Source organism: Allobosea sp. UNC402CLCol (genome assembly GCF_000745475.1).
Taxonomy (GTDB): Bacteria; Pseudomonadota; Alphaproteobacteria; order Rhizobiales; family Beijerinckiaceae; genus Allobosea; species Allobosea spartocytisi.
The window spans coordinates 324,924-345,690 of sequence record NZ_JQJJ01000009.1; the positions used below are offsets into that span (position 1 = coordinate 324,924).

General features: G+C 67.1%; 20 protein-coding genes. 8 read left to right on the plus strand and 12 right to left on the minus strand.

The window, feature by feature from the left end:
* Positions 1 to 20: 20 nt before the first annotated feature.
* Together GY40_RS08800 and GY40_RS08805 are read right to left on the minus strand one after the other, a co-directional pair.
* On the minus strand, positions 21 to 656 hold the full coding sequence (locus tag GY40_RS08800; protein ID WP_038360963.1) for a DsbA family protein: 636 nt from the start codon (positions 654 to 656) through the stop codon (positions 21 to 23).
* Positions 657 to 763: 107 nt separating this feature from the next.
* Entirely contained in the window at positions 764 to 1,261 is a 498-nt protein-coding gene (locus tag GY40_RS08805; RefSeq protein WP_038360966.1) for a DUF721 domain-containing protein, read from the minus strand.
* 151 nt (positions 1,262 to 1,412) lie between these two features.
* Here GY40_RS08805 and GY40_RS26520 point away from each other — a divergent pair, with 151 nt between their 5' ends.
* The gene (locus tag GY40_RS26520; RefSeq protein WP_051987691.1) at positions 1,413 to 2,006 is read left to right on the plus strand and encodes a 3'-5' exonuclease family protein; all 594 of its coding nucleotides are present in this window, start codon (positions 1,413 to 1,415) and stop codon (positions 2,004 to 2,006) included.
* A gap of 27 nt (positions 2,007 to 2,033) precedes the next feature.
* Here the strand turns inward: GY40_RS26520 and GY40_RS08815 are convergent, their stop codons facing one another.
* Entirely contained in the window at positions 2,034 to 2,669 is a 636-nt protein-coding gene (locus GY40_RS08815; RefSeq protein ID WP_038360969.1) for a VOC family protein, read from the minus strand.
* A gap of 129 nt (positions 2,670 to 2,798) precedes the next feature.
* Here GY40_RS08815 and mutY point away from each other — a divergent pair, with 129 nt between their 5' ends.
* Entirely contained in the window at positions 2,799 to 3,857 is a 1,059-nt protein-coding gene (mutY, locus tag GY40_RS08820) for an A/G-specific adenine glycosylase (protein ID WP_248311128.1), read from the plus strand.
* On the opposite strand, the gene GY40_RS08825 is transcribed toward mutY, so the two are convergent.
* The 4 genes from GY40_RS08825 to GY40_RS08840 all read right to left on the minus strand — a co-directional run bounded on the left by GY40_RS08825 (position 3,847) and on the right by GY40_RS08840 (position 8,071).
* Complete coding sequence (locus GY40_RS08825) at positions 3,847 to 4,476, minus strand: LysE family translocator (RefSeq protein ID WP_038360973.1); 630 nt, start codon at positions 4,474 to 4,476, stop codon at positions 3,847 to 3,849. The genes mutY and GY40_RS08825 overlap by 11 nt on opposite strands.
* A 55-nt stretch (positions 4,477 to 4,531) precedes the next feature.
* Entirely contained in the window at positions 4,532 to 5,665 is a 1,134-nt protein-coding gene (locus GY40_RS08830; RefSeq protein ID WP_051987692.1) for a site-specific DNA-methyltransferase, read from the minus strand.
* A 410-nt stretch (positions 5,666 to 6,075) separates the two neighbouring features.
* Complete coding sequence (locus GY40_RS08835) at positions 6,076 to 6,687, minus strand: ribonuclease HII (RefSeq protein WP_038360974.1); 612 nt, start codon at positions 6,685 to 6,687, stop codon at positions 6,076 to 6,078.
* Between the two features lie 190 nt (positions 6,688 to 6,877).
* On the minus strand, positions 6,878 to 8,071 hold the full coding sequence (locus GY40_RS08840) for a PA0069 family radical SAM protein (protein ID WP_248311129.1): 1,194 nt from the start codon (positions 8,069 to 8,071) through the stop codon (positions 6,878 to 6,880).
* 136 nt (positions 8,072 to 8,207) lie between these two features.
* On the opposite strand from GY40_RS08840, the gene GY40_RS26525 reads away from it, so the two are divergent.
* Complete coding sequence (locus GY40_RS26525) at positions 8,208 to 8,684, plus strand: glycosyltransferase family A protein (protein ID WP_156115907.1); 477 nt, start codon at positions 8,208 to 8,210, stop codon at positions 8,682 to 8,684.
* Positions 8,685 to 8,738: 54 nt separating this feature from the next.
* Here the strand turns inward: GY40_RS26525 and GY40_RS08850 are convergent, their stop codons facing one another.
* Positions 8,739 to 9,422 carry a FadR/GntR family transcriptional regulator gene (locus tag GY40_RS08850; protein WP_038360976.1) on the minus strand — a complete coding sequence of 228 codons (684 nt, stop codon included), beginning with the start codon at positions 9,420 to 9,422 and terminating at the stop codon, positions 8,739 to 8,741.
* 172 nt (positions 9,423 to 9,594) lie between these two features.
* Here GY40_RS08850 and GY40_RS08855 point away from each other — a divergent pair, with 172 nt between their 5' ends.
* A complete protein-coding gene (locus GY40_RS08855) occupies positions 9,595 to 10,935 on the plus strand; it encodes an MFS transporter (protein WP_051987694.1) in 1,341 nt (446 codons plus the stop codon).
* Entirely contained in the window at positions 10,932 to 11,867 is a 936-nt protein-coding gene (locus tag GY40_RS08860) for a dihydrodipicolinate synthase family protein (RefSeq protein WP_051987695.1), read from the plus strand. Before GY40_RS08855 ends, GY40_RS08860 begins: the two co-directional genes overlap by 4 nt.
* 82 nt (positions 11,868 to 11,949) lie before the next feature.
* Here the strand turns inward: GY40_RS08860 and GY40_RS08865 are convergent, their stop codons facing one another.
* Positions 11,950 to 12,834: a KPN_02809 family neutral zinc metallopeptidase gene (locus GY40_RS08865; protein ID WP_038360978.1), complete on the minus strand. Its 885-nt coding sequence runs from the start codon at positions 12,832 to 12,834 to the stop codon at positions 11,950 to 11,952.
* A 111-nt stretch (positions 12,835 to 12,945) separates the two neighbouring features.
* Positions 12,946 to 13,779 (minus strand): uracil-DNA glycosylase, encoded by an 834-nt coding sequence (locus tag GY40_RS08870; protein WP_038360981.1) that lies wholly within the window; start codon positions 13,777 to 13,779, stop codon positions 12,946 to 12,948.
* 171 nt (positions 13,780 to 13,950) lie between these two features.
* On the opposite strand from GY40_RS08870, the gene GY40_RS08875 reads away from it, so the two are divergent.
* The 3 genes from GY40_RS08875 (at position 13,951) to GY40_RS08885 (ending at position 18,827) form a co-directional block, all read left to right on the plus strand.
* Positions 13,951 to 15,630 carry an electron transfer flavoprotein-ubiquinone oxidoreductase gene (locus tag GY40_RS08875; RefSeq protein WP_038360984.1) on the plus strand — a complete coding sequence of 560 codons (1,680 nt, stop codon included), beginning with the start codon at positions 13,951 to 13,953 and terminating at the stop codon, positions 15,628 to 15,630.
* A 473-nt stretch (positions 15,631 to 16,103) separates the two neighbouring features.
* The gene (locus GY40_RS08880; RefSeq protein ID WP_248311130.1) at positions 16,104 to 17,885 is read left to right on the plus strand and encodes a tetratricopeptide repeat protein; all 1,782 of its coding nucleotides are present in this window, start codon (positions 16,104 to 16,106) and stop codon (positions 17,883 to 17,885) included.
* 48 nt (positions 17,886 to 17,933) lie between these two features.
* On the plus strand, positions 17,934 to 18,827 hold the full coding sequence (locus GY40_RS08885; RefSeq protein ID WP_051987697.1) for a 4-(cytidine 5'-diphospho)-2-C-methyl-D-erythritol kinase: 894 nt from the start codon (positions 17,934 to 17,936) through the stop codon (positions 18,825 to 18,827).
* On the opposite strand, the gene GY40_RS08890 is transcribed toward GY40_RS08885, so the two are convergent.
* Together GY40_RS08890 and GY40_RS08895 are read right to left on the minus strand one after the other, a co-directional pair.
* A complete protein-coding gene (locus GY40_RS08890; protein WP_038362323.1) occupies positions 18,805 to 20,115 on the minus strand; it encodes an MFS transporter in 1,311 nt (436 codons plus the stop codon). The two genes, GY40_RS08885 and GY40_RS08890, sit on opposite strands and share 23 nt — an antisense overlap.
* Positions 20,116 to 20,221: 106 nt before the next feature.
* Positions 20,222 to 20,737 carry an NUDIX domain-containing protein gene (locus tag GY40_RS08895; RefSeq protein ID WP_038360987.1) on the minus strand — a complete coding sequence of 172 codons (516 nt, stop codon included), beginning with the start codon at positions 20,735 to 20,737 and terminating at the stop codon, positions 20,222 to 20,224.
* Positions 20,738 to 20,767 lie beyond the last annotated feature (30 nt).

Sequence of the window (20,767 nt, forward strand, 5' to 3'; positions counted from 1 at the left end):
AGGATACGCGGCCGCCCCGCTCACTTCGCGAGCAGCGGCTCCAGCACCTTGTCGAACTCGGCGATCGAGACTGCACCGGAGAGTTTCTGCCCGTTGACGAAGAAGGTCGGGGTGGCGTCCACGCCCGCCTTGGCGCCGCCATCCTTCACCGTGGTAATGGCGTCATAGATGTCCTGCCTTTTCAAGCAGGCTTCAAAGGATTCCTGCGAGAATCCGGCCTGTTTCACCAGCGCCGAAAGCGCATCGACCGGTTTGTCGACGAAGGCCCAGTTCTTCTGCTGCGAGAACAGCAGGTCGGTCATCGGGTAGAATTTGTCGTTGCCGTTGCAGCGGGCGAGCATGAAGCCGGCCGTCGCGAGCGGGTCGAGCGGGAATTCGCGCAGTGTGAAGCGGATCTTGCCGGTGTCGATGTACTTCTTCTTCAGCTCCGGCCAGGTCGTCTCGTGGAAATGGGCGCAGTGCGAGCAGGTCATCGAGGCATATTCGATGACGGTGACCTTGGCGTCCGCCGGGCCGAGCCAGACATCGCCGAGCGGGCCGGCATCCGGCAGCTTGGTCTGGGCACGGGCGGCGGTGATGCCCGTGAATTCGGCGCCCGCGAGCGCGGCGGCGGCGATCCCGGCTGCGCCGGTCAGGAGCTGTCGCCTGTTGGTCATTGTGAGGGGTCCTCGAAGGGTCAAAGATCGAAATCGGGAGCTATAGAGGCCGGTGCATTGTGGCAAGAGCCCATCGGCGCCTGCGGCCTCATGCTCACGAAGCCGTGTCATTTGTGATCGGGATCGCCCTGCCGTGCTTTCTGCGACACCGCGCGGCCGAGCCGGGCCAGCGCATCGCGCAAGCCCTCATCCGCGACCGAAGCGACCTGATCGTCGATCCGCGCGGCGGCTGCGGGGTCGAGTGGCGGCGCCGGCCGGGCGGGGACGTGCAACGGCGCCACCGGGCCCTGCTTCAGCACGAGCTTGCCGACCGCGCGCCAGCCGAGATGGGTGTTGACGCGCTCGACCACCAGCGGGCCGAGCTGCTGCATCTCCAGCGCGAAGGCGCTCTCGACGCGCACGACCATCGTCGCCGGCTCCGTCGCCTCGCCCGGCGCCGGGCGCCGCTTGGGCCAGTCGATCTTGAGCGGCCGCGTGCGCTGGCTGAGCCGCTCGCCGACGATCTCCGGCCAGAGCGAGACGATGGCCCGCCCCGCGAAACCCTGCGCGGCGAGCGCGGGCGCGATGCAATCGTCGATCAGCTCTGCGAGGGATTTGGCGGCCATGGCTTATTCTGCGCGTGGGGTTGGGGGCGTGGCAAGGCGGTGGGGAGGGATCGCGAGCGGATTGCTGCTTTCAACCTGTTGCAGAAGGAGCGAGATGCTCCACTCTAGGCTTCGGGCTCGTATCATGGGCCAAAGGATGCCGAGAGCAGTGATGGGACAGTTCTACGTCGTCACCGATTGCGAGTTCGACGGGCCAACGCCCGGTGAAAATTCGATGCTCTCATTCGGCTCCGTCGCCGTATCGGCCGGCGGCAGCATCCTTGGCGAGTTTGAGGCCGTTCTCGAAACTCTCGACGGGGCAGCGAGCGATCCCAGCACCATGTCCTTCTGGGAGAAGCACCCGGAAGCATGGGCGGCTGCGACCGGCAATCCAGAACCTGCCGCCACTGTCATCGGCCGATTTGTCGACTGGGTGAAATCATTCCAGGGCAAGCCGATCTTTGCGGCGCATCCCGTTAGCCTCGATGGGGCATGGTTCGATTATTATCTGCGGCGATACATGAAACGCCCGCTGTTCGAAGGGCCATGGGTTTCCGATCGGCTTTTCCATCATGCGCCCCTTTGTCTGATGTCCATGGTGGCTGGAAGCACAGGGCGAGATCATTGGGAATGCGATGTTGAGAACTATCCAACCAGATGGCTCGGCGAGGTCGAGCACACGCATCGCGCGATTGATGACGCTCGCGGTTATGCAAACCTCTTGAGCTTCTTCATTCAGAATGGGCGCGCTGTGCGCGAGTTTTAGATCTGCTCCCCAGGCTAGGCGCACAATTCAGAAAAGCTCCCTGACCCCGCCCGGCGTCTCGATGAGGGCGCCATAGCGCAATTCGGGCCCCGGAACCGCGATGGGTGGACGGTCGACAGCAAGCTCGCGGAACAGCGTCCCCATCGTTCCGGCTTCAGGATGTTCGAACCAGAAGCAAAGCAGCCGCGCGTCGAGATCGGCCATGCTCGCCATCGAACGCGGCTTGCCCCGCCTGTCGATGATGGATGGGGCACCGTCCGGGGGCAGCGCCCCATCGTCCGGGATGGCGAAATCGAAGCTCGGCGCATCCATCGGCAGCGCGATCTTCCTCCCGAAAATCTGCTCGCGTCCCTTGAGGACTCCGTCGATGTCATCGGTTCTGGCCACCCAGCCGCGGAGCCGGCGGCCGGTATCCCAATCCCGCCTGACCTGCTTCTGGTCGTCGAGGCCGAACCAGCGCGCGCGGTCGGGCCGGCGCCCATCCGGATCGAGCGCGACGATCTCCAGATAGACCATGTTCCCGAGCTGCAGCAGGTGGTTGTGCGTGCCCATATAGGCATGCCGCTGACCGAAGGGGACGTCGATGTCGAGACAGGCGCGGACATGGTCGACGCCCTCAGCCAGGGTCGGGGCGATGACGGTGAGGTGGTCGAGCTTGAGCATGCTTCATCACTGCGGGTGATCATGCCCGCTGTCCACAGCAGGCAATTGTTGATGTGACAGTGCCGTCGCACGCCTCTTCGCAGCCTCGCCGCCACGCGCTAAACCGGCTGGATGGACGCCTCCGTTCCGATGCCCCGCGCCGCCGATCTGCTCGCCTGGTACGACCGGCATCGCCGCGCCTTGCCCTGGCGCGCGGAGGCGGGCGAGCGGCCCGATCCCTACCGCGTCTGGGCCTCCGAGATCATGCTGCAGCAGACGACGGTTACGGCGGTGAAGCCCTATTACGAGCGCTTCATGGCGCGGTTTCCGACCGTGCAGGCTCTGGCTCGGGCGCCCTCGGAAGAGGTCATGCAGGCCTGGGCGGGGCTCGGCTATTATTCCCGCGCCCGCAATCTCCATGCCTGCGCGAAGGCGGTGATGGAGAATCACGCCGGCCGTTTCCCGGACACGGAGGAGGGCTTGCGCGCGCTGCCCGGCATCGGCGCCTATACGGCCGGCGCCGTCGCGGCGATCGCCTTCGACCGGCCGGCGGCGGCCGTGGACGGCAATGTCGAGCGGGTGATGACCCGGCTTTTCGCCATCGCGGACGAATTGCCGGGCGCGCGGCCATTGATCCGCGAAAAGGTGCTGGCGCTGTTGCCGGCCGGCCGGCCCGGCGATTTCGCGCAGGCCCTGATGGATCTCGGCGCCACCATCTGCCCCCCGCGCAATCCGGCCTGCGGCCTCTGCCCCTGGCGTGAGCCCTGCCGGGCGCGGATCGAAGGCACGCAGGAGAGCTTCCCGCGCAAGGCGAAGAAGAAGGCGGGGCAGACGCGCTATGGCGCTGCCTTCGTGCTGACCCGCGCCGATGGTGCGATCCTTTTGCGCACGCGCCCGGCCAAGGGCCTGCTCGGCGGCATGGCCGAAGTGCCGACGAGCGAATGGCGTGCCGATTATGAGCTCGACGGGGCCGCGCAGGACGCCCCGCTGCCGCTGCGCTGGACGGAAGTGCCGCAGCCCGTCCGGCACGTCTTCACGCATTTTCCGCTGGAGCTGACGGTCTTCACCGGGGCCGTGCCGGCGAAGACCCCGGCGCCTGCGGGCATGCGCTTCACGCCGCTGGGCCGGCTCGCCGAAGAGCCTCTGTCGGGCGTGATGGTGAAGGTGCTGGCTGCGGCCGGCGTGAGGCCCGCCGGCCTCAGCGCGTGACGGCCACCACGGCGCCGGTGCCGATCATCACGCCGCCTGCGGCGCGGTTCATCCTTTTCACGGCGGCCGGCGTGCGCAGCCAGCGCCGCGCCCGGCCGGCGAGCAGGACATGTCCACCGATCACCACCGCCTCGACCAGCAGGATAACGCCGGCCAGCACCGCCACCTGCGAGAGCGTCAGCTGCGGGCCGACCACATGCGGCAACAGTGCCAGATAGAACAGTGGCATCTTGGGGTTTCCGAGATTGAGCGCGACCCCCGTCAGGAAGACCGGCACGAGCCCGCGCCGCTCCGTCTCCCCGCCGGAATCCGGCAGGACCGGATCGGCGCGCCAGAGCATGATTCCCATCACCACGAGATAGGCCGCTCCGACATAGCGAAGGACCGTCATCGCGGTGCCCATCTCGGCAGCCAGCAGCGACAGGCCGAAGGCGGCGAGGATCAGGAAGATCAGGATTCCGGCCACGGTGCCCAGACCATAGGCGAGGCCCGAAGCCGCTCCATGCGAGAGCGTGCGTGCCACGATCGTCATGTTGTCGGGGCCCGGGCTTGCCGCGAAGACGAAGAACGCGGCGCCAAAGGCCGCGAGGGTGGCGAGATCGAGTGTGACGGGGTCCATGAGCGGTCTCCTGCCGGTAGGGCAGGGATAAGCATGAACCGTGCCGGCGATCGGCTCAGGCCGCCGCCATCTGCGCCCTGATCTCGCCGCGCAGCATGTCGAGCAGCATCAGCTTACCCTCGCGCTCGACATGCCAGAAGGTCCAGCCATTGCAGCTCGGCAGGCCCTGCACCAGCGCGCCGACCTTGTGGATCGAGCCGATGGCGGGGCCGACCGACAGCGTGCCGTCGGCGCGGATGACGGCGCTGTGGCGGCGTTTGTCGTCGATGACGGTCTCGCCCGCCTTGACCAGCCCGGCCTCGACCAGGCTGAGGAAGGGCACGCGCGGCTCGCTGCGCTTCGACGGCGCGGTGGCGAAGGCTTCAGGCGGCAGCGGCTTCACCGCCGCGATCCGCTCGCGCGCAGCCTTCGCATAGACGGCTTCGCGCTCGAGCCCGATGAAATGGCGGCCCAGCGCCTTGGCGACGGCACCCGTCGTGCCCGTTCCGAAGAAGGGGTCGAGGATCACGTCGCCGGGATTGGAGGCCGAGAGCAGCACGCGGGCAAGCAGCGCCTCGGGCTTCTGCGTCGGATGCACCTTGGCGCCGTCGGCGCCCTTCAGGCGCTCATCGCCGGTGCAGAGCGGCAGATACCAGTCCGAGCGCATCTGAAGGTCGTCATTGCCGCCCTTCAGCGCCTCATAGTGGAAGGTGTATTTCGATTGCTCGCCGCGAGCCGCCCAGATCAGCGTCTCATGCGCGTTGGTGAAGCGCCGGCCGCGGAAATTCGGCATCGGGTTGGCCTTGCGCCAGACGATGTCGTTCAGCATCCAGAAGCCGAGATCCTGCAGGATCGCGCCAACGCGGAAGATGTTGTGGTAGCTCCCGATGACCCAGAGCGCGCCGTCGGGCTTCAGCACCCGCCGCGCCGCTGCGAGCCATGCTTTCGTGAAGGCGTCGTATTCGGCGAAGGAGGCGAACTTGTCCCAGTCGTCGTCGACGGCGTCGACGAGGCTGTCGTCGGGCCGGCGCAGATCGCCGCCGAGCTGGAGATTATAGGGCGGATCGGCGAAGACGAGATCGACGCTCCCCGGCGGCAGGGCATTCATCGCCGCGACGCAGTCGCCGACGATGACCTGATCCAGCGGCAATGCCGCAGGAATGCCGCCCTGTTCGAGGAGGTTATGATCGTGAAGGCCCTTGGCCTTCATCCGAGCCCCCAGCGCTGGCCGTCCGGTACGCGAAACCTGAATCCGGACGGGAGCGCTGGCGGTCCCGGTACGCGAGATACCCATGACGCCAAGACCGTTACGCAACTTCAACGAGGGCGATACTGGCGAGTCAGGGTAAAGGCCGGGTTTCCGGTTTGAAAAAAATGCGTCCCATTCTGGGGCTGCAGTTTTTGCCTAGGCCATTGGCAAGAAAGAGAAATTCGTAAACGCACGTTAACCTGCGGACCTCCCGTTGGGGCAGGGGGTGGCGGCTTCGATGGGCTTGCGGCCTGCGGCCAACGTCATGCCCGGGCCTGAACCGGGCATCTCCTGCCGAAGGAGGTTCTGGCGCCTTTTTTGCCTGAGATTCTCGGGTCTGCGCTTCGCCTGAGGATGACGCCTGGCGATCCCTACCGGAACCAGACGCCCTTCACGGGCGCGAAGGAATAGCGGTGCTCGGGGCAGGGGCCGTGTTCGGCGATCGCCTTGCGGTGCTGCGGCGTCGCGTAGCCGACATGTCCGGAGAAGCCGTAGGCCGGATAGCGCCGGCACAGCCGCGCCATCATCCGGTCCCGCGTCACCTTGGCGACGATCGAGGCGGCCGCGATGGAAGCCACCGCCCCGTCGCCCTGAATGATCGCCTCGCAGGAACAGGCCAGCACCGGCGGATCGTTGCCGTCGACCAGGACATGCAGCGGCGCCAGCGGCAGCGCCGCCACGGCCCGGCGCATCGCGAGCAGCGTCGCCTGCCGGATGTTGACGGCGTCGATCTCGACCGCGGTGGCGCTGGCGACGGAAACCGCGAGCGCCCGCTCCATGATCTCCGCGAAGAGTTCCTCGCGCAGCGGCGCCGGCAGCTTCTTGGAATCATCGAGCCCGGCCGGCACGCGCTCGGGATCGAGAATCACCGCAGCCGCCACCACCGGCCCGGCGAGCGGCCCGCGCCCGACCTCGTCGATGCCGGCCAGCGGCCAGCGTCCGTCGGCGATGGCAAGCGTTTCGCGGGTGAAGTCTGCGGGCATGGCGGGCTTATGCAACAGAGTCCGATTCGGAGCCAGAGCGACGTGAGCGCACGCCGTCCGTCATGCTCGGGCGCACCCCGAGCATGACGGAGGGGGCTCTGGAATCCTCTCGGGCGAGAGATTCTCGGGTCGGCGCTTCGCTTCGCCCGAGAAGGAGGGCTTCATTCAGTAGGCCGGCACTGCTCGCGCGTCAGAACAAGCTCAACTGCGCCTTCTCCTTCTCCGGCTTGACGAACAAATCCGTACGCAGCCGCCTGCGCGCCGTGTTGAAGCCGATGCGCTCGGCCGCCATCTCGAAGCGCCGGCCGATCATCCAGGCATAGGGGCCGGAGCCGACCATGCGCTGGCCCCATTGCGAATCGTAATCCTTGCCGCCGCGCGTCGAGCGGATCAGCGACATCACATGGCGTAGCTTGTCCGGGTGATGGGTGAGCAGCCACTCCTGTACGATGTCGCGCACCTCCAGCGGCAGCCTGAGCAGCACGTAGCCCGCCTCCTGCGCGCCTGCGGCCTTGGCGGCATCGAGGATGCGCTCGATCTCGTGCTCGTTGATCGCCGGGACGATCGGCGCCACCAGCACCGTGACCGGAATGCCGGCCTCCGAGAGCTTGCGGATCGTCTCCAGCCGCTTCGGCGGCGATGCTGCGCGCGGCTCCATCCCGCGCGCGACCTTCGGATCGAGCGTCGTCACCGAAAGCGCGACCTTGACGAGCCCCTTTGCCGCCATCGGCGCGAGGATGTCGATGTCGCGCTGAACCAGCGCCGATTTGGTGACGATCCCGACGGGATGGTTGAACTTGGCCAGCACCTCCAGCACCTGGCGCATGATGCGCAGCTTCTTCTCGATCGGCTGGTAAGGGTCGGTGTTGGTGCCGATGGCGATGGTGCGCGGCTGGTAGGAGGGAGCGGAGAGCTCCTTCTCCAGCAATTGCGCCGCATCGAGCTTGGCCGTCAGCTTGCTCTCGAAGTCGAGCCCTGGCGAAAGGCCGAGATAGGCATGGGTCGGCCGGGCGAAGCAGTAGACGCAGCCATGCTCGCAGCCGCGATAGGGATTGATCGAACGGTCGAAGGAGATGTCCGGCGAGTCGTTGCGCGTGATGATGCTGCGCGCCTTCTCATAGGCGATCTCGGTCTTGAACGCCGGCAAGTCGCCGAGCGAGCCCCAGCCGTCATCCTCCGCGACGCGCTGTTCGGCCTCGTAGCGTCCGCCCGGATTGATCGTGGCGCCGCGCCCGCGCCGCCGCTCGGGGTCGATGCTGCTGCCGACATGGGCGAGCGGATCGACAGGCGCGATTCGCACGGAGGCGGAGACCGGCTCGCTATCCTGCCGCCGCAGCGGCAGGGCCGTCGGCATCGGCCGGGAAGTCGGTCTGGCCTGGGGCATGGCTGTTCCATCCTGCCGAACGCCGGGAATCGGCGTCCATCATTGGTCGCGAATGTGAACATAACGGGAACAAAAGGCAAGTGACAGGATTGCGACGTGTTGCGCTGCGCCATACACATTGCAGATGCTCACAGCCGTGATCCGTGCGCCCGGCTCGGCGCAAGCCATCGCCGCGACCTTCGCCGTGCTGATCCCGGCGGTGGCTGAGGGATTCCTTGGCCATGCCGTCGTCGTTGACACCGTCGGCGCGGACGGTCTCGCGCGCATCGCCGATGCGACGGGTGCGAGCTATCTGCGCGCGGGCAACGCCGAAGGCTGGCATCTTGGCGCCAAGGAAGCGCGCGGCGACTGGCTCCTGCTGCTCGATGCCGGCGACGTGCCGCAGCTCAATTGGGCGCAGGCGGTCGAGCGGCATCTCCTGCTCGCGCCCGATGCGCCGGCGCTGCTGCCGCTGCGCGGCTTCGCCGCCTCCTTGCGCGAGCGCGCCGCGATCTCCTTCGGCGGCCGGCGGCTGCGTGCGGGCCTGATCGCGCCCAAGGGCGCGGTGCTCGCCGGCCGGCTCGGCCATGCGCCGCGGCGGCTGCCGACGGGGCGGGAGCGCGTGAGCGGATAGCTGGCCGTCGGGGCGAATGGCGCGGCAAGGCGGCTGCGCAGGAGCGCGAACGCATCAGCGATGTTCGAGATAGTCGCCCGTATAGTTCAGCAAGGCGCGCATGGCCTGGCGCGCGGCATCGGCGTCTTCACGCTGGATGGCGGCGGCGACGGCGCCGTGATTGTCGAGGTTCCCCTCGAACACGGTCACGGTGAAATCGAAGATCGCGCTGAGCAGCGCGTCGATTGCGCCGTGAAGGCTTTGCAGGACGGGATTATGCGTGGCGTCCAGAACCGCCAGGTGAAAGGCCTTGTCGGCTGAGATCGCGCGGGCGGGATCGTGGCGGTCGCGGACCATGGCCGCATAGGCTGCGCTGATCGCGTCGCGCTGCACGTTGGTCGCGCGCGTGGCTGCGAGCGCGGCCGCTTCCGGCTCGATGATGCGGCGCGCCTCGGCGAAGGCGAGGAGATCGGCGCGGCTGATCCCGCTGGCGGCGATCCAGCCGATCAGGTCGCGGTCGAGCCAGCTCCATTCATGGCGCGGGCGCACATGCGTGCCGTGGCGCTGGCGCACGCTGACCAGCCCCTTTGCCGCCAGGATCCGGACGGCTTCCCGCACGACGCCCCGGCTGACCTGGAAGCGCGCTTCGAGGGCAGGTTCGGCGGCCAGCGCACCGCCCGGCGGCGGATTGCCGCCGACGATCTCGATGCCGAGGCTTTCGACCACGCTGCTGGTCCGGGCGGGCTTGCGGTTGGTCATGAGCCTCGAGCGATGCGGTTCGGAGGCTTCTTAGCCGCCGCCGTCCTGCGTCACAAGCAAGCGGGCTTCGTGTCCCGCATGCTTGCGGTCAAACATCATATGTTTTACATCGGATGTTTGAAGGGCCGCGGCGAGAAGATCGCGGTCACCAACACTCGGGAGGAGTTGGGCCATGGCCACCGTCGAAGGGACTGTGAATCGAGCGGAAACGATGCGGCGGGTCGGCTGGCGCCTGCTGCCGTTCCTGATGCTGCTTTATCTGATCGCCTATATCGACCGTTCGAACATTTCGGTGGCGGCGCTTCAGATGAATGCCGAGCTCGGCCTCACCGCCGAGATGTACGGCCGGGCGGCCGGCATCTTCTTCGCGACCTACATCCTGTTCGAAATTCCCAGCAACATGGTGCTGGCCCGCGTCGGTGCGCGCCGCTGGATCGCCCGGATCATGCTGAGCTGGGGCGTCATTGCCGCCGGCATGGCTTTCGTCACCAGCGCCAACCAGCTCTACGGCATGCGCCTGCTGCTCGGTGCAGCGGAAGCCGGCTTCACCCCCGGCGTGATCTATTACCTGGCGCGCTGGTTCCCGTCGCGCGAGCGCGCCAATGCCATGTCGTTCTTCTATATCGGTGCGGCGCTCGCCTCGGTGATCGGCCTGCCATTGTCGGGGTTGCTGCTCGGCCTCGACGGCTGGCACGGCATGGGGGGCTGGCGCTGGCTTTTCCTGATCGAAGGCATTCCGGCGGTGTTGCTGGCCTTCGTCACGCTCAAAGTCCTGACCGACCGGCCCGCGGATGCGGCCTGGCTCGCGCCGGCCGAGCGGGACTGGCTCGAAAAGACGCTGGCGCAGGAGCAGTCCGCCACCCCGGTGTCGCATACGGCCGGGTGGCGTCAGGCCTTCACCAGCGGCAGGGTCTGGCTGCTGGCGCTGTTCTGGCTGCTGCAGGCTTTCGGCACCATCGGCATCACGCTGTTCCTGCCGCTGATCGTGAAGTCGGTATCGGGCCAGAGCAACATGACGGTCGGCCTGCTCTCGGCGGTGCCGTTTCTCGTTGCCTGCATCTTCATGTTCTTCAACGGGCGCCATTCGGATGCGAGCGGCGAGCGGGCGCTCCATCTTGGCCTGCCGCTGGTCCTGGCCGGTCTGGTTCTGGCGGTCGCCGTCCAGCTCGCGGGCCAGCCGACAGTGGCCTTTCTGCTGCTGGCCCTGTCGATCGGTCTCAACTGGGCCGCCATCCCGGTCTTCTGGGCGGTCACGACCGAGTACGTCTCCGGCATCGCTGCCGCCGTCTCGATCGCGCTGATCAATGCGGTGGCGAACCTGGCCGGGCTGGGCCTCCCGCCGGTCATCGGCTGGATCAAGGACGCAACCGGCAACTTCAACATCGCGCTCCTGGTCGTCGCCATCGCTCTGGTGATCGGCGGATTGCTGGGCATCGTCCTGGCTCCGCGCCGTCGGATGATCGATGCCGTGCAGGACGATGGGCTCGCCCGGGCGGGACGGGGCACCCCATGATCCCGGCCGGCAAGACCGCAGCGCTGCATGGCATCCATGCCATCGCCTATGCGCTGTTCAACGAGAACGAGGCGCTGGATCGCGCCGCCATGAGGCGGCAGACGGAGCTGTGCCTCGCAGCCGGGGTCCATGGGATGGCGGCGCTCGGTCTGGCGACGGAGGTCGCCAAGCTCTCCGAGGGCGAGCGTCGCACCGTCATGGACTGGGTGGCGGAGGATACCGGCGGGCAGGTTCCCCTGGCCTTCACGATCTCAGGCAATTCGGTCGCCGAGCAGGTCGCCCAATTGCGCCATGCGGAAAATGTGGGAGCCGACTGGGTCATCCTGCAGCCGCCGGCGGTCGGGAGCTTCCCGGCCGGCGAATACATCCGCTTCTTCGGCCGCGTGGCCGAGAAAAGCACGATCCCCGTGGCGATCCAGAACGCGCCCGCCTTCCTCGGGCGCGGCCTGACGGCCGAGGATATCCGCGTGCTGACCCGCGAATATCCGAACATCAGCCTGCTCAAGGGCGAGGGATCGGCCGTCGAGATCGAGCGCGTCATTCAGCTCACGGAAGGGCGGGTGCCCGTTTTCAACGGCCGCGCCGGCCTGGAACTGATCGAGAGCCTGCGGGCCGGGTGCGCCGGCTTCATCCTGGCACCCGACTGCATCGATCATGCCGTGCGCATCTATGAGCGCTTCCGCGCCGGAGAGGAGGCGCAGGCCGAGGAGATGTACGCCCAGGTGCTGCCGGCCATCACCTTCGTGATGCAGGGCCTCGAGCACCTGATCTGCTATGGCAAGCGCCTCTTCGCGGCCCGCACAGGCCTTCCGGTCTTCGACCGCGCACCGGCGCTGCGGCCGACGGACTTCGGTCTCTCGCTGGTCGAGGCCCACGCGAAGCGGCTGGGCGCCTTCGCGGCCCCGAATCACGCGGGGAAGAAGCCGGTCTAGCCGGAGCGCTCATATCCGGCGCCCCGGATCGGGGGCCCTTCAGGAGCACAAGCCGGCCATCGGGCTTGCGCTCCTGTCTCTGTCAGATTTGATTCCTGAACGTATCGCAGCTCTGCAACGAGCCCGACTGGAAGCCGGTGTTGAACCATTTGGTCCGCTGCGCCGAGGAGCCATGCGTGAAGGAATCCGGCACGACCACGCCTTGCGCCGCCTTCTGCAGCTTGTCGTCGCCGATGGCCGAGGCCGTGCGGATCGCTTCCTCGATATCGCCCTGGTCGAGCCGGCCCATCGCCTGGATGTTGTGGGCCCAGACGCCGGCGAAGCAGTCCGCCTGCAATTCGATCCTGACCGAGATCGCATTGGCATCGCGCTCGGAGGAACGCTCGCGGAGCTGATTCGCTTTCGGCAGAATGCCGATCAGGTTCTGGACATGGTGCCCGACCTCGTGGGCGATGACATAGGCATAGGCGAAGTCGCCGCCACCGCCGAGCTTGCGCTGCATTTCCTGGAAGAAGGAGGTGTCGAGATAGACCTTGCGGTCGTTGGGGCAATAGAACGGCCCCATCGCCGACTGCGCCACGCCGCAGCCGGAGCGGTTGACGCCGGAGAACAGCACGAGCTGCGGCGCCTGGTAGCGGGTGTTGGCCTGCTGCGGCAGCAGCTTGGTCCAGACATCCTCGTTCTGCGCCAGCACGGCCGAGACGAAGCGGCCCATCTGGTCCTGCGGCGGGCCAGAGGACTGGCGCGTCTGCGGCGTCTGCTCGCGCCCGCCGATGCCGCCGATCATCTCGGCCCCGCCGATCAGCAGGCGCGGGTCGATGCCCAGCGCCCAGCCGAGCAGGCCGAGCACCACCATCGTGCCGATGCCGATGCCGCCGCGACCGCCGGGCATGCCGGCGAAGCCGCCACCGCCACCTCCCCGCCTGTCCTCGAGATTGTCGGACTGGCGGTAATCTTCCCACTGCATGGTCAGGTCCCCGACGAAACTCTTCGCAATCTCGCCAAGAGAGACGGCGAACTCAAGCTGTCTTTGCGGGCGATGGCTGAACGCGAGGTGACTGCGGCGGTTTACAACCGCTCAGGTCTCCGCCTCCAGCGCCGTCTTGAGTGCGCGCAGGTCGCGCCAGACCAGGCGCTTCTGCAGAGGCTGGCGCAGGAGATAGGCCGGGTGCAGCGTCGCCATGGCGCGGATGCGGCGCGAGCCGGTGTCGTACTCGACCCATTTGCCGCGCGAGGCCAGGATGCCCTTGAAGCCGAGCAGGCCCTGCGCCGAGGGGCCGCCGATGCAGACCAGGATCTCGGGGTTGGCGAGCTCGATCTGACGCTGGATGAAGGGCAGGCAGATCGCGACCTCCTGCGGCGTCGGCGTGCGGTTGCCGGGCGGGCGCCAGGGCAGCAGGTTGGCGATATAGACGTCGTCCTTCCGCGTGAGGCCGATCGCCGCCAGCATGCGGTCGAGGAGCTGGCCGGACCGGCCGACGAAGGGCAGGCCGAGCCTGTCCTCATCGGCCCCCGGCGCCTCGCCGACCATCATCACGCGGCCTTCCGGATTGCCGTCTGCGAAGACGAGGTTCTTGGCCGTGGCCTTGAGCGCGCAGCCCTCGAACGTCGCCAGCGCCGCTCTCAGCTCGTCGAGCGTATGCGCCTCGCGCGCCAGGGCGCGGGCCGTCAGCGTCGCATCGTCGGGAGCGGTGGCGGCAGCCGCGATCGGCCGGCTCGCCGGCGGCGGAGCACCTCCCGGAACGCGCCCGGCCAAGGTAGCGAACGGACGCTGCGCCGGCAGCGGCGCGGGCGCGGAGAAATGGTCGTGCGGTTCCTCGTCGAGCGCCTCGGTCACGCCCATCTCGGCGTACCAGCTCAGGAGCTCGTAGGGACCCGGCTCGTCGGGAGAGACTGCGTCGGAGAAGCTCATGGCTCATCCTATACCCTGTCGAGCCGCTTCGCGAGCGTTCGCGGTTGCAAAATGGAGCATAGGCTTGGATAGAGGGTTTCCAGACTGATCAGCGCCCGTCGTTGAACGAACGGGCAAAACAGTTTACATATAAACTATCTGGGCAGCGCGTTTTCGCGTGCGGAGGACGGGATGGATCTGAAGGAAGCGCAGAGCGAACCGCGCGAGAGCATGGACTATGACGTCGTCATCGTCGGCGCTGGCCCTGCGGGCCTGGCCGCTGCGATCCGGCTGAAGCAGCTCGACGAATCCGTCTCCGTCGTCGTCGTCGAGAAGGGCGCCGAGGTCGGCGCCCATATCCTCTCCGGCGCCGTCATCGACCCGATCGGCCTCGACCGGCTGGTGCCGGACTGGCGCGACGATCCGGAGCGTCCGCTGACCACCGAGGTCAAGGAAGACGTCTTCTATTTCCTGACCGAGCCCAGCGGCATCCGCCTGCCGAATTTCGCCATGCCGTCGCTGATGAACAATCACGGCAATTTCGTCGGCTCGCTCGGGCTGGTGACGAAGTTCCTGGCCGCCCGTGCCGAGGCGTTGGGCGTCGAGATCTATCCCGGTTTCGCCGCCGCCGAGCTGCTCTATAACGAGGACGGCTCGGTTGCGGGCATCGCCACCGGCGACATGGGCATCGCCAAGGACGGCACGGTTTCCGAGCGCTTCACCCGCGGCATGGAACTGCGCGGCCGCTACACGCTCTTGGGCGAGGGCGCGCGCGGCTCGCTCTCCAAGATCGCGATCAGGAAATTCGCGCTGGACGAGGGGCGCGAGCCCCAGAAATACGGCATCGGCCTGAAGGAGCTCTGGCAGGTCAAGCCGGAGAAGTTCCACAAGGGCCGCGTCCAGCATTCCTTCGGCTGGCCGCTCGACAACGGCACCGGCGGCGGCTCCTTCCTCTATCATTTCGACGACAATCTCGTCACCGTCGGCTTCGTCGTGCATCTGAACTACCAGAACCCGACGCTCTCGCCCTTCGACGAGTTCCAGCGCTTCAAGACCCATCCGATGATCCGCGACGTCTTCGAGGGCGCCAAGCGCCTCTCCTATGGCTCGCGCGCCATCACCGAGGGCGGCTACCAGTCGGTGCCGAAGCTGACCTTCCCGGGCGGAGCGCTGATCGGCTGCGCTGCCGGCTTCGTCAACGTTCCCCGCATCAAGGGCAGCCACAACGCCATCCTGTCGGGCATGCTCGCGGCGGACAAGCTGGTGCCGGCGCTGCAGGCGGGCCGCAAGCATGACGAGGTCGTCGAGATCGAGACGAGCTGGCGCGACAGCGCCATCGGCAAGGATCTGAAGCCGGTCCGCAACGTCAAGCCGCTCTGGTCGAAGTTCGGCACGCTCATCGGCATCGGGCTCGGCGGCGTCGACATGTGGCTGAACCAGCTTTTCGGCTGGTCGCCCTTCGGCACGCTGAAGCACGGCAAGCCGGACTTCGCCACGCTGAAGCCGCTCGCCGAGGTCAAGCCGATCAGCTATCCGAAGCCGGACGGCAAGATCTCCTTCGACAAGCTCTCCTCGGTCTTCCTCTCCTCGACCAATCACGAGGAGGACCAGCCGGCCCATCTGAAGCTCACCGATCCGTCGGTGCCGATCACGCAGAATCTTCCGCTCTATGGCGAACCGGCGCGGCTCTATTGCCCGGCCGGCGTCTACGAGGTCGTCTATGAGAACGCGGAGACGAAAAGCAATCCGCGCTTCGTGATCAACGCGCAGAACTGCGTCCACTGCAAGACCTGCGACATCAAGGACCCCGCCCAGAACATCACCTGGACGGTGCCCGAGGGCGGTGGCGGGCCGGGCTACGCGAATATGTGATCGCTCGGCGAGGCTGCTTGTCGGCCTTCCCCAAATGAAAAGGGCGCGCCTCGCGGCGCGCCCTTTGTTTTACGCGAGGGGCGATCAGCCCTTGCGCACGACCTTCGGGGCTTCCTTCACCTCGGTGGTGGCGCAGCCGGCGACGAAGCCGGCGAGAAGAGCGACGGCGGCAAAGCTCAGAACAATCTTTTTCATTGGAATGACCCCCAATAGAGCGCCCGCCGGAACTGCGGGTCGCAGGAATATAGCCCGGATATCCCGCGCCGAAGACTGGCGATTGCTTCATGGCTCCTTTTGGGGAGCGGGTTTTCGGCAACTGTTGCGCGGTCGCTACGAAAGTGCCGCATTCGCGCCGGGCCCGGCTTGCCCGCTCGCCCGGAAACCGCCATCTTGCCCCCCTACGCGAGCGATCACGGTCCGCTGGAAGAGCGCCCCGGAACAGCGGGGCGGCGGACCGAGGGAGAATGGCAGTCGTGACATTTTTGAAGAAGGTGCGTGCCTCCGGCACGGCTGCTGCATTGTCTTTGGTCCTGGCCTTGCCGGTGGCCGCCGCTGCGCAGGGCGCGACGCCACGGTCCGCCGAATCGCTTGAGCCCGCCGACAGCCTCGAAGGCAATTACCTCGCGGCGATCGTGGCCGGCGCCTCGCGTGATCTGGGTGCGGCTTCCGTCTATCTGCGCGAGGCGGTCAAGGAAGATCCGCAGAACAACGATCTCTTGGAACGCGCCTTCGTCGCCTTCCTGGCCGACGGCTCGATGCCGGACGCCTTCCGCGCCGCCGACCGCCTGATCCAGGTCGATCCGAGCAATGGCCTCGCCCAGCTCGTCGTCGGCATCCGCGCGATCAAGCAGAAGAGCTACCAGACCGCGCGCAACCATCTGCAGCGCGGCGGGCGCGGTCGCGCCGCGGACATCACCGCGACGCTGCTGTCCGCCTGGTCCTATCTCGGCTCGGGCAATTCGAAGCGCGCCGTCGAGACGCTGGAGCGCCTGAAGGGCGAGCCCTCCTACAATCTCTTCCGCGACTATCACGCCGGCCTGATCCTCGATGCGGCCGGCCGCCGGAAGGAGGCCGAGAGGCGCCTGAAGAGCGCCTACGACGCCGAGAAGACGACCTTGCGTCTCGTCGATCTCTGGGCCCGTTTCCAGGCCCGCAACGGCGATTTCGACGATGCCACCGCAACCTATGCCGATTTCGACCGGCTGCTGCCGAACCACCCGATCATCCGCGAGGGCATGGCCCTCGTCGCGAAGAAGGAAGCTCCGCCGCGCCAGATCGCGACGCCGCAGCAGGGCGCGGCCGAGGTGCTCTACGGCCTCGCCAGCGCCGGCAACCGCCAGGGCGACGAGGCGGCGGCGCTGCTCTATCTGCGCATGGCAATCTTTCTCGATCCGAGCCACGACCTCGCCATCCTGACGCTTGGCGACATCCTCGAGCGCTCGCGCCAGCCGGAAGATGCGGTCGCGGTCTACGACAAGATGCCGATGACCTCGCCGCTGCGGCCCAATGCCGAGATCCAGGCCGGGCTCGCGCTGGAGAATCTCGGCAAGCACGACGATGCCGTGAAGCATCTCGACAGGGTCATCAGCGAGCGGCCCGACGACGTCGATGCGCTCGCCGCGCTCGGCAACATCTATCGCTCGCGCAAGCAGTTCGCCGAGGCCGCCGACACCTATGACAAGGCGATCGCCAAGCTCGCCGTGCCCGGCCGCGCCAACTGGGATCTGTTCTATTTCCGCGGCATCGCGCGCGAGCGCATCAACCGCTGGCCCGATGCCGAGGCCGATCTGCGCAAGGCGCTGGAACTGCTGCCCGATCCGCTCGGCCGCGAGCGGGCGCTGGTGCTGAACTATCTCGGCTACTCGCTGGTCGACAAGCATCTGAAGCTCGACGAGGGGCTCGACATGCTGCGCCGGGCCGTCGAGTTGCGCCCGCGCGACGGCTACATCATCGATTCGCTCGGCTGGGCCTATTATCGCCTCGGCCGCTACGAGGACGCCTCGCGGGAGATCGAGCGCGCCGCCGAATTGCGCCCCTCCGACCCGGTCATCAACGACCATCTCGGCGACGTCTACTGGAAGACCGGCCGCAAGCTCGAGGCGAAGTTCCAGTGGAACCACGCCCGCGACCTCAAGCCCGAGCCGGAAGATCTGCCGAACATCCTGCGCAAGATCGAGCGCGGGATGGAGGATACGCCATCGGCGAATGCGGGCGAGCAGGCTAGCCCCGCCGAGCAGAAGAAGGACGGCGGCTGACGCCTGCCCCGCGCGATGGAGCCGGGAGCGGAGAGCAGGGGCCTCGCCATGGCCGCCTCTGCCGGTGATGCGCTGCCCTTGCGGACGCGCGCCCGCGCCAAGGTCAATCTCGACCTGCGCGTGCTTGGCCGGCGTCCGGACGGCTATCACGAGCTTGAAAGCCTCGTCGCTTTCGCCGGCATCGGCGACGAGCTTGCGCTCGACCCCGGCCCGTCGCTCTCGCTGACGATCGTCGGTCCGCGCGCCGCCGGGCTGGAAGCCGATGATCGCAACCTCGTGCTGCGGGCAGCACGCGCTTTCGGTCAGGCCTTTCCGGGCATGCATGCGGGCGCATTTCATCTCACCAAGCGATTGCCGGTGGCTTCGGGCATCGGTGGCGGCTCGGCCGATGCGGCCGCGGCGCTGCGCCTGCTCGCACGGCTGAACGGCATTGCCCTGTCGGACCCGACTCTGCGTGAGGTTGCGGCGGGCGTGGGGGCCGACGTTCCCGTCTGCCTGGAATCGCGGGCGCGGCTGATGGCCGGCATCGGAGACAGGCTGGGGCCGGCGCTGCGGCTGCCTTCCTTGTTTGCCGTGCTGGTCAATCCGGGCGTGCCGGTCGAGACCGTCGGGGTTTTTCGCGCGCTGGGGCTGGCGGCCGGCGATCGACTTTTGGCCGCTGGCGGGGGCTTGCCCGCGCTGCCCACCTCTGCGGCTGAGTTGCGCGCCGTGCTGGCACGCTCCGGCAACGACCTTGCCGTCCCGGCGCAACGCATCGCCCCCGAAATCGGCGAGGTTCTGGAGCGGCTGGCGGCGCTGCCCGGAAGCCGCCTTGCCCGCATGTCCGGCTCCGGCGCGACCTGCTTCGCCCTGTTCGACGATTGCGTTGCCAGTGCGGCAGCCGCGAAGGCGCTGGCGAAGCAGCGCCCCGAATGGTGGGTCAGGGCGACGCTGCTGCGCTGACCACGGATGTCGGCACGCTGCGCCGGCGATAGGCGATGAGCGTGGCGACGAAACCGCAGGCCGCCGCGAACATCAGCCAGAGGCCCGCCACGGCCCGGTTGCCGGTCGCCTCGATCAGATAGGTGCTGACCGCCGGGGTGAAGCCGCCGAACAACGCGGTCGCGAGGCTGTAGGCGACCGAGAAGCCGGTCGTGCGCAATTCGACCGGAATGATCTCGGTCAGCGCCACCACCATCGCGCCGTTATAGCTGGCATAGATGAAGGAGAGCCACAGCTCGACCATCAGCAGCCGCGCGAAGGAGGGCTGCGAAACCAGCCAGGACAGGGCCGGATAGGCGCTGACGAAGAGCAGGGCGGTGAAGGCGATGAGAAGCGGCTTGCGGCCGACCCGGTCGGACAACGCCCCCATCACCGGCAGCCAGAACAGGTTGGAGACGCCGACGCAAAGCGTCACCAGCAGGCTGTCGATGCTGGAGAGCTTCAGCACCTCCTTGCCGAAGGTCGGGGTGTAGGCGGTGATGAAGTAGAAGGACACCGTCGTCATCGTCACCAGCAGCATGCCGACCAGCACGGTCTGCCAATGCGTCGCCAGCATCCGGATGATCTGGCCGGGCGTCGGATGGCTTGCGCTGCGCTTGCGCTCGGCGAATTCCTCGGTCTCCTGCATCGAGCGGCGCAGCAGGAAGATCAACGGCACGATCAGGCAGCCGACCAGGAACGGAATGCGCCAGCCCCATTCCGTCATGGTCTCGGGCGGCAGGATGGTGGCGAGCCAGACGCCGAGCAGCGCCACGAAGATCACCGCGACCTGCTGGCTGCCCGACTGCCAGCTCACATAGAAGCCCTTGTTGCCGGGCGTCGCGATCTCCGAGAGATAGACCGAGACGCCGCCGAGCTCGACGCCGGCCGAGAAGCCCTGCACCAGCCGCCCGATCACGACGATGATCGGCGCCAGGATGCCGATGGAGGCGTAGGTCGGCGCGAGCGCGATGGTGAGAGTGCCGAAGGCCATCAGCATCAGGGTGAGGAGCAGCCCGGCGCGGCGGCCGTGATGGTCGATATAGCTGCCGAGCACGATGGCGCCGAGCGGACGCATCAGGAAGCCCGCGCCGAAGGTCATGAACGCCGCCATGAGCTGTGCGAACTCGCTGCCGGACGGGAAGAACGCCTTGCCGATCGCCGCGGCGTAATAGCCGAAGACGAAGAAGTCGTACATTTCGAGGAAGTTGCCGCTCGAGACGCGGACGACGGACCAGATCTGCGACTGGCGCTGCGACGATGCCGACATGGCCATTCTCCGGCCTAAGCGTTTCCCACAGCCATCACGCTATGCCTGCGCATGGCCAGAGGGAAGCCCCGGATTAGAGAAACAGGCGCCCCTTTTTGGCTTCGGTTCAGTCGGTACCGCCGCTGCCTTGCGGGAACAAACCTTTCATCATCATGAGGCCGATCGCGGCGACGGTCGTCGCATCCCTGATCCGACCGCTCTCGATCATCGCGACGACTTCGCTGGCCGTGAAGCGGCGGCAAACGAGGCCCTGCTCTTCGAGATCGAGATCGCTGCCTTCGTAGCGGAGCCGGCGGGCGAGAAAGAGATGACAGCCCTGATTGGAATAGCCATAGCATTCGAACAGATAGCCGAGCTTGACCATGTCTTCGGCGTGGAGGCCGGTTTCCTCGCGCAGTTCGCCGCGAGCGACACTCACGGGATCTGCCTGCGGACTCAGCTCCCAGGAGCCTTGCGGTAGCTCCCAAAAGCGCGCGCCGACGGGGTAGCGATACTGCTCGACCAGGTGAATGCTGCCATCCGGTTCGACCGGGATGATGGCGACAAAATCAACTTTCTCGACGACGCCATAGATGCCGTGCGACCCATCCTGCCGCTGGATGGCATCCTCGCGAACCGTCATCCAACGGTTTGCGTAGACGACTCTCGACGA

Excerpts from the sequence above, each read along its gene's own strand:
- GY40_RS08860 (WP_051987695.1), top strand. The coding sequence starts at position 10,932 with ATGATCCCGGCCGGCAAGACCGCAGCGCTGCATGGCATCCATGCCATC.
- GY40_RS08805 (WP_038360966.1), bottom strand. The coding sequence starts at position 1,261 with ATGGCCGCCAAATCCCTCGCAGAGCTGATCGACGATTGCATCGCGCCC.
- GY40_RS08840 (WP_248311129.1), bottom strand. The coding sequence starts at position 8,071 with ATGCCCCAGGCCAGACCGACTTCCCGGCCGATGCCGACGGCCCTGCCG.
- GY40_RS08835 (WP_038360974.1), bottom strand. The coding sequence starts at position 6,687 with ATGCCCGCAGACTTCACCCGCGAAACGCTTGCCATCGCCGACGGACGC.
- GY40_RS08830 (WP_051987692.1), bottom strand. The coding sequence starts at position 5,665 with ATGAAGGCCAAGGGCCTTCACGATCATAACCTCCTCGAACAGGGCGGC.
- GY40_RS08885 (WP_051987697.1), top strand. The coding sequence starts at position 17,934 with ATGGCCGCCTCTGCCGGTGATGCGCTGCCCTTGCGGACGCGCGCCCGC.
- GY40_RS08895 (WP_038360987.1), bottom strand. The coding sequence starts at position 20,737 with ATGACGGTTCGCGAGGATGCCATCCAGCGGCAGGATGGGTCGCACGGC.
- GY40_RS08865 (WP_038360978.1), bottom strand. The coding sequence starts at position 12,834 with ATGCAGTGGGAAGATTACCGCCAGTCCGACAATCTCGAGGACAGGCGG.
- GY40_RS08850 (WP_038360976.1), bottom strand. The coding sequence starts at position 9,422 with ATGACCAACCGCAAGCCCGCCCGGACCAGCAGCGTGGTCGAAAGCCTC.
- GY40_RS08855 (WP_051987694.1), top strand. The coding sequence starts at position 9,595 with ATGGCCACCGTCGAAGGGACTGTGAATCGAGCGGAAACGATGCGGCGG.
- mutY (WP_248311128.1), top strand. The coding sequence starts at position 2,799 with ATGCCCCGCGCCGCCGATCTGCTCGCCTGGTACGACCGGCATCGCCGC.
- GY40_RS26520 (WP_051987691.1), top strand. The coding sequence starts at position 1,413 with ATGGGACAGTTCTACGTCGTCACCGATTGCGAGTTCGACGGGCCAACG.
- GY40_RS08875 (WP_038360984.1), top strand. The coding sequence starts at position 13,951 with ATGGATCTGAAGGAAGCGCAGAGCGAACCGCGCGAGAGCATGGACTAT.
- GY40_RS08825 (WP_038360973.1), bottom strand. The coding sequence starts at position 4,476 with ATGGACCCCGTCACACTCGATCTCGCCACCCTCGCGGCCTTTGGCGCC.
- GY40_RS08800 (WP_038360963.1), bottom strand. The coding sequence starts at position 656 with ATGACCAACAGGCGACAGCTCCTGACCGGCGCAGCCGGGATCGCCGCC.
- GY40_RS08815 (WP_038360969.1), bottom strand. The coding sequence starts at position 2,669 with ATGCTCAAGCTCGACCACCTCACCGTCATCGCCCCGACCCTGGCTGAG.
- GY40_RS08870 (WP_038360981.1), bottom strand. The coding sequence starts at position 13,779 with ATGAGCTTCTCCGACGCAGTCTCTCCCGACGAGCCGGGTCCCTACGAG.
- GY40_RS08890 (WP_038362323.1), bottom strand. The coding sequence starts at position 20,115 with ATGTCGGCATCGTCGCAGCGCCAGTCGCAGATCTGGTCCGTCGTCCGC.